This window comes from Bacillus sp. FSL H8-0534 (assembly GCF_038005885.1).
Lineage (GTDB): Bacteria > Bacillota > Bacilli > Bacillales > Bacillaceae_G > Bacillus_A > Bacillus_A pseudomycoides.
The window spans coordinates 112935-129325 of record NZ_JBBOUC010000003.1 but is presented as its reverse complement, the minus strand read 5'-3'; the positions used below and the strand labels follow the sequence as shown (position 1 = coordinate 129325).

At 32.1% G+C, this 16391-nt stretch carries 15 protein-coding genes and 1 pseudogene; 6 read left to right on the top strand and 10 right to left on the bottom strand.

The features are described 5' to 3' along the window. Positions 1–129: 129 nt before the first annotated feature. The 3 genes from MHH71_RS29000 to MHH71_RS28990 all read right to left on the bottom strand — a co-directional run bounded on the left by MHH71_RS29000 (position 130) and on the right by MHH71_RS28990 (position 2781). Positions 130–1560 carry an IS4 family transposase gene (locus MHH71_RS29000; protein WP_006097539.1) on the bottom strand — a complete coding sequence of 477 codons (1431 nt, stop codon included), beginning with the start codon at positions 1558–1560 and terminating at the stop codon, positions 130–132. Between the two features lie 169 nt (positions 1561–1729). Then, positions 1730–2455: a VanZ family protein gene (locus tag MHH71_RS28995; protein ID WP_016132912.1), complete on the bottom strand. Its 726-nt coding sequence runs from the start codon at positions 2453–2455 to the stop codon at positions 1730–1732. Then, positions 2452–2781: a PadR family transcriptional regulator gene (locus tag MHH71_RS28990; protein ID WP_016132913.1), complete on the bottom strand. Its 330-nt coding sequence runs from the start codon at positions 2779–2781 to the stop codon at positions 2452–2454. The genes MHH71_RS28995 and MHH71_RS28990 overlap by 4 nt, the downstream gene beginning before the upstream one ends. Before the next feature lie 415 nt (positions 2782–3196). Here MHH71_RS28990 and MHH71_RS28985 point away from each other — a divergent pair, with 415 nt between their 5' ends. Then, positions 3197–4435: a cytochrome P450 family protein gene (locus MHH71_RS28985; RefSeq protein ID WP_018767729.1), complete on the top strand. Its 1239-nt coding sequence runs from the start codon at positions 3197–3199 to the stop codon at positions 4433–4435. Positions 4436–4982: 547 nt separating this feature from the next. Here MHH71_RS28985 and MHH71_RS28980 read toward each other — a convergent pair. Continuing rightward, positions 4983–5678, bottom strand: a complete 696-nt coding sequence (locus MHH71_RS28980; protein ID WP_006097535.1) for a YqeB family protein — start codon at positions 5676–5678, stop codon at positions 4983–4985. Between the two features lie 248 nt (positions 5679–5926). Then, the gene (locus tag MHH71_RS28975; protein ID WP_006097534.1) at positions 5927–6520 is read right to left on the bottom strand and encodes a TetR/AcrR family transcriptional regulator; all 594 of its coding nucleotides are present in this window, start codon (positions 6518–6520) and stop codon (positions 5927–5929) included. 273 nt (positions 6521–6793) lie between these two features. On the opposite strand from MHH71_RS28975, the gene MHH71_RS28970 reads away from it, so the two are divergent. Then, positions 6794–7956, top strand: a protein-coding gene (locus MHH71_RS28970; protein ID WP_098125495.1) for an IS3 family transposase whose coding sequence is annotated in 2 segments (ribosomal slippage) — positions 6794–7061 and positions 7061–7956 — 1164 coding nt in all. Because the reading frame shifts where the segments join, the coding sequence is not laid out codon by codon here. Positions 7957–8079: 123 nt separating this feature from the next. Here the strand turns inward: MHH71_RS28970 and MHH71_RS28965 are convergent. The 3 genes from MHH71_RS28965 to MHH71_RS28955 all read right to left on the bottom strand — a co-directional run bounded on the left by MHH71_RS28965 (position 8080) and on the right by MHH71_RS28955 (position 11316). Next, on the bottom strand, positions 8080–8790 hold the full coding sequence (locus MHH71_RS28965) for a class I SAM-dependent methyltransferase (protein WP_006094933.1): 711 nt from the start codon (positions 8788–8790) through the stop codon (positions 8080–8082). A 203-nt stretch (positions 8791–8993) separates the two neighbouring features. Beyond that, positions 8994–10172 (bottom strand): macrolide family glycosyltransferase, encoded by a 1179-nt coding sequence (locus tag MHH71_RS28960; protein WP_006097443.1) that lies wholly within the window; start codon positions 10170–10172, stop codon positions 8994–8996. A gap of 286 nt (positions 10173–10458) precedes the next feature. Next, positions 10459–11316 carry an alpha/beta fold hydrolase gene (locus tag MHH71_RS28955; RefSeq protein WP_006097444.1) on the bottom strand — a complete coding sequence of 286 codons (858 nt, stop codon included), beginning with the start codon at positions 11314–11316 and terminating at the stop codon, positions 10459–10461. A gap of 410 nt (positions 11317–11726) precedes the next feature. On the opposite strand from MHH71_RS28955, the gene MHH71_RS28950 reads away from it, so the two are divergent. Next, the gene (locus MHH71_RS28950; RefSeq protein ID WP_006097445.1) at positions 11727–12281 is read left to right on the top strand and encodes a hypothetical protein; all 555 of its coding nucleotides are present in this window, start codon (positions 11727–11729) and stop codon (positions 12279–12281) included. Between the two features lie 471 nt (positions 12282–12752). Further along, positions 12753–13745, top strand: a complete 993-nt coding sequence (locus MHH71_RS28945) for a beta-channel forming cytolysin (RefSeq protein ID WP_006097446.1) — start codon at positions 12753–12755, stop codon at positions 13743–13745. 118 nt (positions 13746–13863) lie between these two features. Here MHH71_RS28945 and MHH71_RS28940 read toward each other — a convergent pair whose 3' ends face one another. Together MHH71_RS28940 and MHH71_RS28935 are read right to left on the bottom strand one after the other, a co-directional pair. Continuing rightward, the gene (locus tag MHH71_RS28940) at positions 13864–15072 is read right to left on the bottom strand and encodes a YhgE/Pip domain-containing protein (RefSeq protein ID WP_006097447.1); all 1209 of its coding nucleotides are present in this window, start codon (positions 15070–15072) and stop codon (positions 13864–13866) included. 63 nt (positions 15073–15135) lie between these two features. After that, on the bottom strand, positions 15136–15720 hold the full coding sequence (locus tag MHH71_RS28935; RefSeq protein ID WP_006097448.1) for a TetR/AcrR family transcriptional regulator: 585 nt from the start codon (positions 15718–15720) through the stop codon (positions 15136–15138). A gap of 340 nt (positions 15721–16060) precedes the next feature. On the opposite strand from MHH71_RS28935, the gene MHH71_RS28930 reads away from it, so the two are divergent. Both MHH71_RS28930 and MHH71_RS28925 read left to right on the top strand, forming a co-directional pair. After that, on the top strand, positions 16061–16189 hold the full coding sequence (locus MHH71_RS28930; RefSeq protein ID WP_018765182.1) for a hypothetical protein: 129 nt from the start codon (positions 16061–16063) through the stop codon (positions 16187–16189). A gap of 5 nt (positions 16190–16194) precedes the next feature. After that, positions 16195–16278: pseudogene (locus MHH71_RS28925) on the top strand (helix-turn-helix transcriptional regulator); the annotation flags it as partial. Positions 16279–16391: the final 113 nt, after the last annotated feature.

The following is a 16391-nucleotide window of genomic DNA, read 5'->3' as shown; positions in this document are numbered from 1 at the left end:
CCCATGCCCATCAACCTAAGATTAAGTAAAAGTCCGTTCAACTAGATTTTTTCTGTTTTCTAAAGAGGTGATATCAGCTATCTAAAAATCTGCATACCAAATAAACCCTAACGGGTTTCATTTTTTTAATTAAGCTACATGATTATGAGTAACGAAACAAGTGTATATGACACCCAATATATCAAAGACTGTTTTCTTCTCATATCGATGAGATTTCCTTCCGTTTTTCTGCAAAAAATTAAACAAACGAAGCAAGATTTTTGATAGTTCTTGAGTATCTTTTTGTAGAGCTTGATAAAGAAGTAGAAAGTAATCTTTAATAATATAAACCGCTTTATATTCACTCAGCTCTCGTTTCTTCTTGGTGAGGAGTAATTGACGCATTTGAAACATGGTGGAGGAACAAAGAAGGATACTAATTAATTGTCCATATAAATGACATTCTAACCGTTCTAATTTTACAGAATTACAATGATGAATACGAAAAAATGATTTCCATGTTTTAAATATCAATTCAATTTGCCATCGTAAGGAGTAAAAATCGTATACTTGTTCCCTTGGTAGGTATTCCGAAGGGATATTCGTAATGTAGAAGTTGATTGCACTAAGTCGCTTACTGCGTTCTTTATAGGTGATTTGCTTCTTGTGCTCTTTAGATGCTAAGTCCTTTTGTCTACGTTTCATTTGCGTTTCAGTTAATTTATACAGAATAAGTCTTGCAGGAAGTTTTTGATACATTCCAATATAAATCTCAGGAATCTCATATGTTTCACCAGACTGTAATTGGTCAATAAATTGCTCCATATCTAGTTGGACGTACTCAGAGTGTTTTTTTATTGTTCCATTTTGAAAGTATTCAGGCTCTCTATTCTTCTGATATATACGAGTATTGAGCTTTAATCGAGAAATAAAATAAGCACCACACTCGTCTATCGTATGCAGATCTTTCAAATCAAAATATCCTAAATCACGTATACATACATCGTGCGGTTGAAGAGACGTTAAGCAAGTAGAACCATAATTTTTATCATTGTGCTTTCCAGACCCTACATGAACATGTAAAAACTGACCACTAAGTAAATCGTACTCTAGTTGAATTTTCACACCAGCACTATGACCACTACCTCCTGAACCTTGATATGTAGAAGCAAATTTATCTGGAATCTGAAAATGTGTAGAATCCAATACACGAATACTGCGAAAATGGTTTGTATATAAAGTTGAAATCTTACTAGATGTACAGAGTTGTTGGTGGAGTAAATAGGTTAATATTTGTTGTAAAAACTGCACAGCCTGAGAATTAAATCGTTGATTGAGTCCTTCTGGACTCATAGAAATACCTGTATTCGTTTCTAAGCGACTACATAATTGTGTCAATGAAGTATGAGCTATATTTTGGCTTAACCAAACACATAGAGCCACTAAATCTTGAGCACGGTATTTACTTTTTCTTTGAACAAATCCTATCTCTCTAGCTAACTGTTCTAAAACATGTGGTGACATATATCGTTGTAATTCTTTAGAAAACAATTCTAGTTCATCTAAAATCGATAAATTCATACAAAAACGCCATCCTTTCGTGTATGTGGTTAACAAAAGAATAGCGTTTTTTTACATATAAGGAATAGTCTAAATTGCTACCTGAATAATAAAGACAAAACATTTTTAGATTCTTGTACATTTTTTATTTGGTTCCAAGATCCTCTATGAATTAATCACAATAAAATTTTCACTTCACATAGTTCATATTAGATGGTGTAAGGAATTTTTTAATCTGCAGTTTCTGTAGTAATTTCCATCCCATAAACCCAACTAAGAGGCCAACCAAATGAAAAATAATACTAGTAGTGTCAAAAGTACCTACTAACATGACAATATACAACAACTCAATGCTTAAAGTTAATTTAACAAAGAGCATAAAAGCTGCTTTAGAAGAGCGGAACCTATGAAATAGAATAGGAATTAAAAATCCCAATGGAATCAATAAGATAATTGGTTTAACTGCATGAGCTATCCAATAACCAGGTATGTTATATAGAAAAAGGGTATAGAAAGGTGTAATATCAATAAAAGTGCGAAGCAACCACATTACATCATGATTTCTTGAAAATTGCTCAATAATCCTAAGAAACCACTCACGACCAACGCTATTTCCTAAGTACTGATACCAAATAAAGAATAATATATAAGGAACAAATAGAGACCATGCAGAACGCTTTATGAATTTTTCATATGGAAAAATAGATTTTTGAAGCTCCCCTCCAATAGAATCTGGTTCTCCAAAATGTTGTATCGCCAATTGTTTTGCTTGCTCTATAGACATTCCTTGTTTAACATACTCTTCCTTTAAACTAATAAGATGATCAAGTAATTCTATAGCTAGTTCCTCACGGGCTGACCTATCTAGATTAGTCTTTTTTACAATACATTCTATGTAATTTTCAAACTCTTTCATGCGAATTCTCCTTTCCGACAAGCTTGAATAAGTGCAGTGATTTGTCCCCAATAATCCAGCTTCTTCTCTAGTTCCTGCTTTCCAGCCTTAGTAATACGGTAAAATTTCCTTTTCATTCCACTTTCTGATTCTCCCCAGTATGATTCAATCAAATTTTTTTGCTCCATTCGTTTGAGTGCTGGATATAGTGTGCCTTGACTCATATGGTAAACGTCATTGCTTTGTACTTTAAGTTTTTGAATGATTTCATAACCGTAAGTATCATGGTGAGAAATTATAGAGAGTACAAGTATATCAATGCTTCCCTTCATCATTTCTTTGTCCATTTTTTCACCTCCTAAAACATATCGTAACACGACATATGTCGTAAAACAACATATGAAGATAGAAAATAACATCTTTCATTATGAAAGATGTTATTAAGATCCTAGCTGTATAAATTTTTCTTTTTACTTGTTTTGGATAAATACACTTATCTTAAGTTGATAGTTCCTCAAAACGAAGAAAATTTTCGTTTTGGGGTATTTGTTTTTCTTAGCTTGATGGTGATGGGGGCGGGACCCCTTATAAGTGATATTCAAATGACTAAACGAGGTAAATATCTCAGAATTTTTCTATTTATTTTACCAAGTAAAGTAATATTTTATCTGAATATTCTTTACGTTATTGAATTTAAATGGGTTATAATGCAAATTAAGAGTTGAGTTACCCAATAAGTCTGTAAAAATGGAGGTTATATTGATGATTTCAAAAAACGAACTAAATTTTAGTCTCTTGGCAGAAACACAATTAGCTTCTCCAATGTTTAAACAGAAAGCATACGATATTTACAAAGAACTACGTGCCTTTCAACCTGTTTATCCTTTATCTCTATGCGAACAAGGACAAGGGTGGCTTATTACGAGATATGAAGATGCTATGGCTTTATTAAAAGATGCAAGATTAATGAAAAATTTTGAGAATGTATTTAGTAAAAAAGAGGACGTTAAAGTTCCTTTTTCGCTAGAAAATAGGGAGCTTTTAAGAAATCATATGTTAAACTCAGATCCCCCCGACCATCACCGTCTACGGTCACTTGTTCAAAAAGCATTTACTCCTCAGATGATTTTGCAACTTGAATGTCGAATTCAACATATCGCTGATGCTCTATTAAATAAAGTTGAACACACTCATTCAATAAATCTTGTAAACGATTATGCCTTTCCCTTACCCATTATGGTAATTAGTGAAATGTTAGGAATTCCTCTTGAAGATCAGCATAAATTTAGAATTTGGTCACAGGCGATCATTGATACTCCACTTCGACTAGAAGATGTTCAAAAAAATAATCAAAAATTAGAAGAATTCGCTGAATATATACAGTATTTAGTTTATAAAAAAAGAAAAAATCCTACAGACGATTTAATCAGTGCACTAATACAAGCGGAAAGTGAAGGAATAAAATTAAATGCATCAGAGTTATACTCGACAATTACGTTGCTTATTGTTGCTGGACATGAAACAACTGTAAACCTAATTGCCAATATGACACTAGCATTGTTAGAGCATCCAGTTCAATTACAAAAGCTTCTTCAAAACCCTGATTTAATCGATTCAGCTATTGAAGAAGCGTTACGATTTTACAGCCCCGTTGAATTAACTACTATACGTTGGACAGCAGAACCGTTTACAATGCATGGCCAAGATATTCAATCAAAAGATAGGATTATTATTTCACTAGCATCTTCTAACCGTGATGAAAAAATTTTTTCAAACGCTGATGTTTTTGATGTTACAAGAAAAAATAATCGTCATATTGCATTTGGTTATGGTAGTCACTTTTGTCTTGGAGCATCACTTGCTCGTTTAGAATCAAAAATCGCAATTTCTACATTATTACGCCGTATGCCAAATTTACAGATTCAAGGTGAAAGAGAGCAAGTGAAATGGAAAGAAAGCTATCTAATGAGGTCATTAGAAGAATTACCTTTACAACTTTAATTAGTATAATTTTTAATAAATGGTAAGTTAAAAAGCCGCTCTCCATGAAGTGCACCTCCGATTGTTAGACTGTGTCTAACAATCGGGGTGCACTTCATAGGAAATCGGCTTTTTATAAGTGAAAAATTGCTTAGTGTAAGAAAAGGTAGTTTTTTATTCCAAAAATTGTCTTAACGTAGGTTTTATGTCATTTGGTTGGCGGGACCCCATGCCCATCAACTTAAGAAATTAATTGTCCCCCAAAAACGAAAAAAATGAGCCGAATTCTATAAATAACTGTAAAAAGGTAAAATTTTCATTTTTGGGTGGTTCCAAATCCTTAGCTTGATGGACATGAGGCATCGCCAGCATTTCGGAGAATAGCCACGCTAAGGATTATTTACACAGTAACAAATTGCAAAAAAAGAAGACGGTAAACCCACCTCCTTTATCTATTACCATGGAAGATCAGCTACTTTGAAATAAAGTTCGATTAAAAATAGCGCACAATTACTACTCAAATTGATAAGGAGTATAGAAAATAGTCTTACCTAAATCGAGTTAAATGCTAAACATCAAAATTAGCATTTTGGGCAAGTCTCACGTACTGACCATTTTTTTCATCTCTAATGACAGCTCCTAACTGAGCTAAATCTTCTCGTAGATATTTAGCATCTGCCTTTTTCTTTTCTTTCAATGCACGGTCTCTAGCATAAAGTAATACATTAATTTTTTCGGGAAAATCAGTATGTCCTAAAGCCCATCGCTCATATTCGCTACCAAATGGATCAGTTTCATTCCATGAATATTGATGCTTATTAAAAGCTTCTCGTACAGTATCCTTCTTCACTTCAATAACTTCTCTATATAATTCATTACTCTTTTGCCCAAGGATAATTAAATGCTTATTTTCTATATAGATTGCTAAAATGTCCTTTTTATCAATGATAATTATTTTTTCTCCAAATTTTAGTTGCAAATTATTGTAGGAAATTGTGACTTCGATACTCTCATTTAAAATAATAAAACCCAATAATAAACCTGCTATTGTTCCAATAACGGTGGCAATACTTGAAACCCATAAGCTGTTAAAGAATGTAATGAGTAAAATCAACTTCTCCATTGGAACTACTGGAAGTTTTAGTATCCAATTGGCAATGATGGGAACAAACCAACCAATCAAACCACCTAATATCATGGGTACTAAAACAATAATTACTTTTTGGGGCTTACTATGTCCAAGAAATGTTTCGCTTTCTATCATAATCTCTATCCTCTCTATTAAATTAGTTATAAACAATATTTTGGAATTATATATCGACATATAAGTCGCAGATATGCAGAATACAACATGGCCGCTACTGGTTTACTCTCTTTGTTTTAAACCTCGCATGTGTCAGGAAAAGGCCCTGACCGCTTCTCTGAACGGCCAGCTGCTCTCGTCCTCCCCTAAAAAGAAAGGGGTTTTTATGTCATTTTATTAACTTATATATAAATGATTTTTTGTTTTCATTATTTAACTATTTTCAATATGCTTTTTATCAATTCTTCACTATAATTTTCTAAACTCATTTTACTTTGGTTCGATATCAAAGATTCTGATATCGAACCTTGAATAATTGTTGCGGTCACTTGAATATTAAAATCTCCAAATTCTTTTGATTCCTGCCCCTGTAAGAGAATTTCTTGTAATAAACCCTTTATTAAATCTTCTTCATCGTCTTCTAGTAAATAATAAGGAATATGATCTGGTGTTCGTGCATTAAAAACTATTTCAATTAAAGCGATATTATTTGTTCGGTTTATAACCTGATAAGCTAAACTTGCTTCGATAAATGCTTTTAATTTTTCTGTAGATGCTTGTTTTTGACTAACTCTTGCATTAATAAATAACCATTCTTGTTCAACTAAATACATTAAAGTATTGTTCATCAAATCTTCTTTACCAGAAAAGTGATAAGAAATTAACCCTGTACTTATGTTTGCTTTTTTTGCTATTTTCGACAAACTTGTACTTACATACCCAACTTCTCTTAAAACTTCAACAGCGGCCTTAATTATTTGTTCTCTTCTTGCTTCTGTTATAAAAGATTGCCTGTCTTCCATAAGAATCACCACCTTATAAATTGTTCACTATTTTTAATTGAACATTCATTTTTTTGATTGAACGTTCAATTAATTGAATTTTATATCCTTTTCCTATTCTTGTCAAATCTAATTGGGGGCCCACCACATCGCCATCAAGCTAAAAAAGTGTATCCATAAAACGAAAAAAACGCCATCCTTTCTGTATTGGAGTGAACCCTGAGAATGAGACGATAAAAAACACCTCTCTAAATCGTAAGTATCAGTTATGATTTTAATGGAGGTGTTTTTCGTATGGGGAAAAAGACGCATTATCCCGCCGAAATAAAGTGGAAAGTAGTTGAAATGAAACACCAAGGATTCAAAAATAAAGAAATTATGGATGCCTTAGGAATTAAACATGTGGCTCAAATTAAAACTTGGATGAAATGGTATCGTGAAGGCGAAACCTATCGGTTTGAACAATCTATTGGAAGACAATCTGTACATGGAAAAGGCTTAAAAAAGTTAACAGAACTTGAACAAAAAGAATTAGAAATACGTTATTTAAAGGCAAAGATTATATTGCTGGAAAAGTGCCAAGAAATTTTAAGGAGGTGGGAGGAAAAGAAGAAATAATGAAAATGATAAAGGAATGGCAATCAATTTTTACAATTGCAGAACTGTGTTCCATATTTGATATTTCACGTGCTACTTATTATCGTTGGAAAAAGCAGGAGAAAACAGTAACTAATCATGAAGAAAAAACCGTAATAGAAATATGTCAACATCATAAATATCGGTATGGATATCGTCGGGTTACAGCTTGTCTACGTAATCAATTTAACATCGTAATCAATCATAAAAAAGTATTACGTATCATGAGAAAATACAACGTATTATCTCGGGTTAGAAAAAAGAAAAAGACATTTGTACTCGGTCATGAACCAGTGGTAGCTAAAAATAGAATACAACGAAGATTTAAAGCTACCAAGCCTAATGAAAAATGGTTCACGGATATCACGTATTTGATGTTCGGCAATAAGACTCTTTATTTTTCATCTATTATAGATGGGTTTAACAATGAAATTATAAGTTATAAAATAGGTGAGACACAGGATGTTTCTCTTGTATTAGATACTCTAAAAGAAGCTTTAAGAAAGCGAAATGTGATTGATACGATTTTACATTCGGATCAAGGAAAAGTGTATACATCAAAACAATTTCAAACATATGCCAAAGAAAAAGGCATTATCACAAGCATGTCTCGTACAGGAAACTGCCATGATAATGCCCTCATAGAATCCTTTCATTCTCACTTGAAATCCGAAGGATTCTATGCGCAAAATATAAAACAATCGAATAATGCTAGTATAATACAAACTGTGGATGAATACATCCACTACTATAATAATGAACGGATTCAGAGAAAATTAGATAACATGTCACCTATAGCTTATAGGAAACATGTTGTCTAGGTGTTTTTTCTTTGTCTCACCAAATGGGGTCAGACCACTGTATATTTCTACAAAAAGAATAACGTTTTCTATGAATTATGGGTATAAATTCATCTTAGATTGATAGGAATTTATGGTGACCCCTTATAGATTGTTTTTTCTCACAGCATATGTGATTGCATTTGTTTTTAATAAAACAGACTTTTCATTTCGAATAATTTTACATTCGAGCGGTTTTACTATAACACTCAATACTTCCCAACCATCATATATTTTTTTTAATTTATTCATCATTTCTTCTGTTGAAATGTTTATTTCCATTAGTGCATCCAGCTTCTTATTGGTATCCATATCAATTTCTTCAACTTCAGAATTTACCATGATACAATTTATTCCGTTGTACTTCGTTCCGTCTGCCATTCGTTGAACAACTTTTTTAAATACCTCTTCTGATTGGACATGTTCTAAACTTGAAACTGCAACAATGAAGTCGAAGTTATTAGGTTTAATGTCATAGTTTCCTATATCAGCTTTTTCAGTTTGAATTACTTCTTTAACTTCATATTCCTCACTGTATTGATTTAATTTTTGCAAAGCAGAGTCTAATAAATCAACACACACAACTTTACCGCCATTTTCTTTTATAGCTTGGGCTAATGGGATACTATTTCTACCCACTCCAGAACCTAAATCAAGCACACTAAGATTGTCTTTTCCTTCAAACAATGCAATTAGATCTATTACCGTTTTTACAGGTTTATGTAGCCACGAACCTTCTTCAAACAGTTTATAATTATCGTAACAATAGTCATGATATTTTTTCTCCTCTTTTCTTATAAATTCAATTCTGTTCATTGTTTTCCCTCATTTCTCAAATTATTTATTCTATAAATTACTGTAACAGATTTAATATAACTTTTTGGACTATCTTATCTTGTTATTTGAAGAAAGAATGATGAATAATATATACATGTGAGGTTGACATAACCACTCATTATCGGAAGTCAAACTAAAAAAGCCTTATTCAACTCGCATTGAATAAGGCTTTGTGTTTCTCTTCATTTTTTGTTTTGCACAAAAGCATCAATAGCTTCTATAGCTTTTTCTGCCCCGCCGCTTTTTTGAAAACTTTCATTAATTTTTTTGATACCCTCTTTATAGGTTTCGTTGGTCAGCACTTCTTTAACGGCATCCTTTAACGTTTCAGGTTTCAAATTATCCTTTAATACTCTGTAGCCGGCATTAAGCTCAGTCAGACGCTGCGCCACTGTAGGCTGGTCCTTGTCATGCGGGATAACAACCATTGGGATATTGAAGTGGATCGATTCATTCACGCTGTTCATACCGCCATGGGTAATAAAGACATCCGTGTGCTCGAGTACCTTTAATTGCGGTACATATGAAGAAATGATAAAGTGCTCGGGAGCTTCTTTAATTTTTGTCATATCTACTCTTTCACCGGCAGCGATGACAACTTTTCCTTTGAAATCAGAAAATGCATCAATACATGTATTAAAAAAGTCCTCTGTACGGTCAAGAACCGTCCCCATCGAAATATAAAGGACTTGTTCATCCTCTAATGCTTCAAAGGGAAAGCTACCCGTATAAGCCCTCTTTGGGAATGTCGGTCCGATAAAGATATTTGAATCATCGAATTTTTCGCTATTAGGCTGAAAATACCGGCTCGTAAATACAATCGTTAATTCCGCCGCATTATTCATAAACTGAGCCGAGCTCTCCGGCTCTACGCCATAACATTCTTTCATTTGTACCATTAACTTTTCAGCTTCTTCATCAGGTTTAAATCCGGATTCTGGAGATAAAGGCATGTTTTTAAGAAATTCTTTGGGAAACAAAAAGGATGCTGAAGAGCAAACTCCCGGAATTTGCAAGTAATCTCTCACTAGTTGCCCTGATCCAAATTTTTCATAAAATACAAAGTCAAAATCAATATCCTGAGATAACTGTTTTGTGATATCTAAAGCGTCCAATGAAGTTTGAATTTGAATTTTCAGAAAGGCATTTAAACCGGCATTTGAATACGGATCAATGGATGCTTTACTCAATAAATCAGGCTGAAGATGAACCGTTGCGCCAACTTTTTCTAAACGTTCTTTAAATTTTTCAGTTGTAATATAGTGAACACTGTCTCCTCTTTCCGCAAAAGCTTTTACAATGCCCAAAGTAGGATTGACATGCCCTTCTGCTGGAAAGTTAATCATTAAAATGTTTGCCATCCGAATAACACTCCTTGTCTCAATACTTGCAACATATTAACTCTCTTACTGCTTTCTCTTTGACTATTAAGGATACAAATAATCCCCCGCTGCTCTAGCCATTGATTCTACCTGCAAAACCAGTTCAGAAACCCCTTGAACCTTAAGCTTTATATTTCATCCCCCATTTATTAAATATTAATTAAATGATAACAAAAAAAGGAATTTTCAAATCATACTTAATAATGAAACTGATTCATACTTTAGACCTATTTTATTTATATAAAACCCGATATCGGAAGTAAATTTAAGTTATTTTTAGAGTAGGTATAGCTAGTATAAATTCCTGAATTGCGCGCCTGAATTCTTCTTTGTTTTCTAAATAAGGATGATGCTTATCTTCTAAAATAGCAACGGACATATTAGGAAAATTAAATTTTTTATAGTGATCTGGTCCAACAGCATCATCATACTTGCCACTAATTACAAGAGTTGGCATTGAAATTTCAGCTGTGATTTGAGTATAATCTTGAAAAAACTCAGGATCCGCATGTACATATTTACGAAAATCAGGGCGATGTTTAAGTTCTTTATCTAAGCTCTCTAAGACTTTAAGATTTTTTCTATCCGTGAACTGTAAATCATAATATTTTCCCATTTCTAGCAGTTTTTCAGCCATTGCAAAGAAGTCTTTATAGAAAGACTCGATTGACTCATAAGAATCCAAAACATTATCTTCTTCTAACCAGCTTCTTCCTACATTCATTTGATGCAGGTTTGACTCTCGCTTGTTTAGTGTACAATTAAGCAAGATTAAACTTAAGACACTGTCAGGGTATTGTTTGGCGTAGTTAGTAGCTAAAATACCACCAAATGAGTGTCCCATTACAATCCATTTATCTATCTTTAATTCTTGCCTTATTTCTTCAAGATCTAAAAGTAATCTTTTTAGTGAGTAATCTCCTTTCGGAGCGAGTGAAGAGCGACCACACCCCCGCTGATCAAGATAATGCATTTCCATAAAACTTTCTAAAATAGGGCCGCCTGTCTGTTCAAAAGAGTAACTCCAATAACCAGGACCTCCATGTAAGAAAACACAAGGTAAGCCTTGTCCATTTTTGCTTATATGTAAGGTAGTACCATCACTTGTCATTAAATTTTTCATTTTATGAATCCTCCTTAAAGTAAACTTTTCATTATTAATAGTTCGTGACTGTTCATTGGAAAACCTACCTTAAAAACCTGTATACCCTATACATGTAAGGTTAACATAATCCCTCTTATCCTTGTTCTATGGATCTATGCATCTTTTTATACATTCCTATTCTGGTGCGCCTTTTGGCTTCCCTATGTCTCCCTATGTCTCCCTATGTCTCCCTATTTTTCTCATAAAATCTTGTATAAATTACTAATTTAATCAGAGAAATGAAAGTAAACTTTTACATAAAAGTTTACTTTCAAATATATTTTATTTATTACTGTTTTTTTATCCCGTTTAATTTTCTTAATATTGCAAATTATAAAAATACAATTTGCAATTATTGTATAATTAAAAAATTTTGAAGGAGTGTTGATATGAAGATTAAAGGGGTATTAATGTCTTTACTAGTTTTTGTTATATTTTTAGGATTTTTTCCAATAGAGAAAGCAAGTGCATCCGTATCATCTGATTCAGTAAACGAAGTAGGAGATAGGATTGATACAAGTAAAAACTATTATATAGTTCCAGCAGATTTACCAACAAGAGGATTAATTTTCCGTCCGCTTCATAATTCTCCATTAAATGTACTAGTTAGTTCACATGGTAAAACAGTAGAAAACCCTTCCGGAACTCCTGTGAAATTACATTTTTCTGAAGAAAACAAGAAATATCGTATTGAGATGCCTACAAATTTCATTATAGGACGTCCTGTTTCTTATTGGTTCTATGCAAGCGGCAATAGTGTAAGTCTTAATTGGGAGAAAGATGCATCTTATTGGGATATAATTCCTGTAGAGGGAGGGTATACAATTCAAGCAGAGGGTGGATCTCTCTCTTATAAAGATGTTTTTTCGTCAATGAATGGTCCTCTTACAACGACCTATTTAGGTAAAGAAGAAGTTGTGTGGAAATTAGTACCTGCGTTTTAAATTTTGTATAAGTTTTAAGTATAACTTGTCTAAAAAATAATACATAAATAAAACAGTACAAGTCATTTTAATATGCGATTTGTGCTGTTTTGTATTTATTAAAACTCAAATCTAAGTAAAAAATAAAATAGATTTTGATTCATTTTTCTTAAATAAACCTATAATTCCATCTATAAAAAATAGTATTCCTACAACAAGAGAGTACCTATAAAAGATAATAAAAAACTATATGGAAAGACCGCATTTTGTATAAAAATATACCTTAAGTTGATGGATGTGTGGTGCTACCCCATAGCCATCAAGCTAAAATTTTAAAGTACCCCCTAAACGAGAATTTTATCTTTCCATGAAAATTAAATGTAATACTTTTGTTATATTTACGAAAGGAATTTGCAAGATATATAAATTAGTATTTGTTTATTGATATATAAATATTTCTATTAATCTTTATATGAAAGGAAAATAAAAAAAATGACCCAAAAGAAAAAAACTAAAACATTCGTACAAACTTTAGCATTGGCTACCACTATTGTTGGTGGATCTTTAGCATTTAACGCTTCATTTGTACACGCAGATGCTTTACCAAAAGTTGAAGATATAGGACAAGGCGCGAAAATTATGCATAGTCTAGATTCAACTTATAATGCTGACGCAAACATAAAAAATTCAATAAAAGTTTCATTTATTGATGATCCAAATACTGATAAAAAATATGCAATCGTTTTTACAGAAGGAAGTAATATTGCTTCAAGTTTTCTGCGTAGCCCTGAAACACCATCTGCAGCTTCGTTGACTTGGCCATCTGTTTTTAAAACAGGGTTAGAAATTACAAGTAATGACAATGCAAAATTTTATAAAGTTGCACCTAAAAATGAAATTGAATCAAAAACAGTATCTTCTACAGTTTCATACAATGTAGGCGGAGGTTTAGAGATTAAACCAGAAGGTCCATCATCATCTGCATCAGCCGGTGCATCTTGGTCTAATACTATATCATATGAACAACCAGACTATAAAACGTTTGTAACAAATAACACAGATAAAAAAGTAGATTGGAATGTAGAATTTAATCAATTTTATAATAAAGGATATGGACCTTATAATAGAGATTCGGGTGGTTTTTATGGTAATGAACTATTTATGAACTCACGTACCGATCCATTGATTAATGCGGGAGATAATTTCACATCAGACAGTCAACTTCCAGCTCTAGTAAGATATGGTTTTCAGCCAAGTACAATGGCAATTATAATTGCAGATAAAAATGCAACTACAACGGATTTATCTGTAAAACATGCTAGAGAAAACGATGTGTATCTCTTAACTTATAATCCTATAAAAGGTTGGACAGGAGAAAATCACAAAAATTCTACGTATGGCAACCATGGAACTATAGATAATTATAAACTTGATTGGAAAAACAATAAAATTATTCACCAAAGTTCTGGGCTACAATCGAATTAACAACAAATTTTTATCTATAATAGTTAAACCTATTCCAATACTGGAATAGGTTTTTTACTTAATATCTGAATGTAAACTTTTGAATATTAGTTTACTTTCAAAAGATATGTAGCATCATTTAATGAACAATACTATTTTTCCCTGTAGGTAGCCTGTTTGATTCAGTTTTAGTGTTTTTTTGCAGAACAATTCTTCCCATTGCTATAAAAATAGTAATAATTGAAATGAAAAGAAGAATATTCATATCATGTGATAGATCTGTCCCTCCAAAAATCACTGTATAATATCCATCAGATACATAAGTTGCAGGGAAATAAGAACCTACAATTTGATAAAAATCTGATAGCATCGCTTTTGGAACAATTACTCCAAAAGTAACTAATTGTAATGAAAGTGAAATAATATTAAACACCATACCAGCAGGACCAAATAGAACTACAAACATTTGTGTTACGCTTAAGAAAGAAAAGAAGACAAGAGTTTGGAACATCCATGTCTCAAACAAGTTTGTATTCAATTTAATATCAAACAAGGACATAAATAATATAGTGACAAAAGCTAAAATAACAGATGCGACAATATTAATAAATTGTCTTGTTAAAAATATAGACCATTTGCCGTGAATTGTTTTTAATTGCGTTGCAACAGTATTAAGATTTAAACTCATAATCATAGCACCAACCCATGATGCAAGAACTATCAATAATGGAAGCATGGTTGCTGCAAAACCCTCTGTATTGTTTGTTTTTTTGACAGATGATTGAACAGAATCAATGTTTAACGAATTCAAAACTTTTGTGACATTTGCTGATAACTTTTGAGCCAACTCTTCTGATGGTATCGTTGTACTTAGTTCTTTAGGTAGATTAGAAAGAATAAGTTTTTGTTTATAAGTATATACATTTTTATTAATTGTTTGCGTAATATCCTTTGTTGCTCCTGCCATGACCTGTTTTGTCAGAGATGAATTCGCTTGATTGATAAAATACTTAATCTCTGTATTATTCTTTTCTTTCAATAGACTTGAGAAATTCGCAGGAATTTGTATAACCATATCTAAATTGCGCTCATCCATATCTTCTTTGGCGTTTACTACAGAACCGTAGCTTTTAACTTTAAAAGGTAGATTTTTCTTTAAGTTTTTTTCAATGGTTGCTCCCATTTGCTCATCCTCATTGACTAATCCAATTTTTAATTGATCTACCCGATCAGTAACACCATCGTATGCAGTCATCCATACACAGAAGAAAATTAATAGAAAAGCAACCGCAGTTGCAATTCCAATAAAGGTTTCACGATATTTAAAGAAATTTTTTAAGGTTTTCATTTTTATGCTCCTTCTTTTTCTTATTGAAGCAAGTACTTACTTGCTTCGAGTGTGAAAAAAGAACTAGGGAGTTAACCCCCTAGAAAAAAGTTGAACACTATGCTTTAAAAACATCTCTTTTGAATTTAAAAGTATATCGTCACCAAAACGAGAATTAGAAAGAAAGTAACCGAAATTCATCCAAATAAAATTCATAGCCTGAGCTTCCATATCAATTTCAATGAGCTTCCCTCTTTTATTCATCTCAATAAAATACGAAACTAAACCTTCTTTTAATTGTTTAGGAATTAATGCAATCGTTTCATTAAGTTCTGGAAACATTTCAGCTTCTCTAAAACTAATCAAAATCAAATCCTTCATCTTTTCTATGTATGCATGATATCCCTCTGCAATATGTAACAAATCATGTTCAAGATCCCAAGTCATTTCTTCATGCATTAATTTATCTAGCGTTACATTTCGTGATAAGGATTCAATAGCTTTTTCCATAATCATCTTTTTGCTTCCGAAATTCCGAAAAATAGTTACTTCATTTACACCAGCTAGTTCTGAAATAGAACGAGTTGTTGTCCCCTTATATCCATAAATGCGGAATAATTCTAAGAAAGCCTCGATAATACGTTCTGATGTGTTTGTCATTTCATTCATATTTCATCCAACCTTCAACTAATCTTTGTTCAACTTTAAAACCCCGAAGCAAGTATTCACTTGCATTCATAGAGTAAATCAAAAATATAAAAAAGTCAATTTTTTCCCTTTAAAAAATATTCTACGTAAAAAAACTAGAATAACCGGTCTCTTTTTGTTATTCACCAATGTAAATTTTAGGGTAAAAGTTTACTTTCATGAATGATAAAAAGGTCTAATTATTTAAGGTTAATTTAAGGTGGATTTTATAGGTATTTTCAGTTTATATATTATAATTATGATATTAAGTTATATTTATAGAGTTGTTACAAAGTGAACTATATAAAAGGAGATGGGATAAGTGAAAACACATGAATTAATTACTGAGATACAAGATGGTTATAATAGTGATCCTAGTCAAGATGCTCAAGTTTTTATTTTATTTAGCCTTTTATTATTAGTATTTAAGTTTTTAAGACCGACAAATTAGTGTAATATAATCGTTCTTTGCAATTAACTCATGATATAGCAAAAATTTTAGAAACAACTATTGATGAAATATTTATATTTGAAGATTAGATAAACGAAAAAAGAGTCCTATTAATTTAGGACTTTTTTTCGTTTTGGGGTAATTCTGAATTCTTAAGTTGATGGCAATGGGTCACCATATCATTTCGGGAAAATTGTACGTT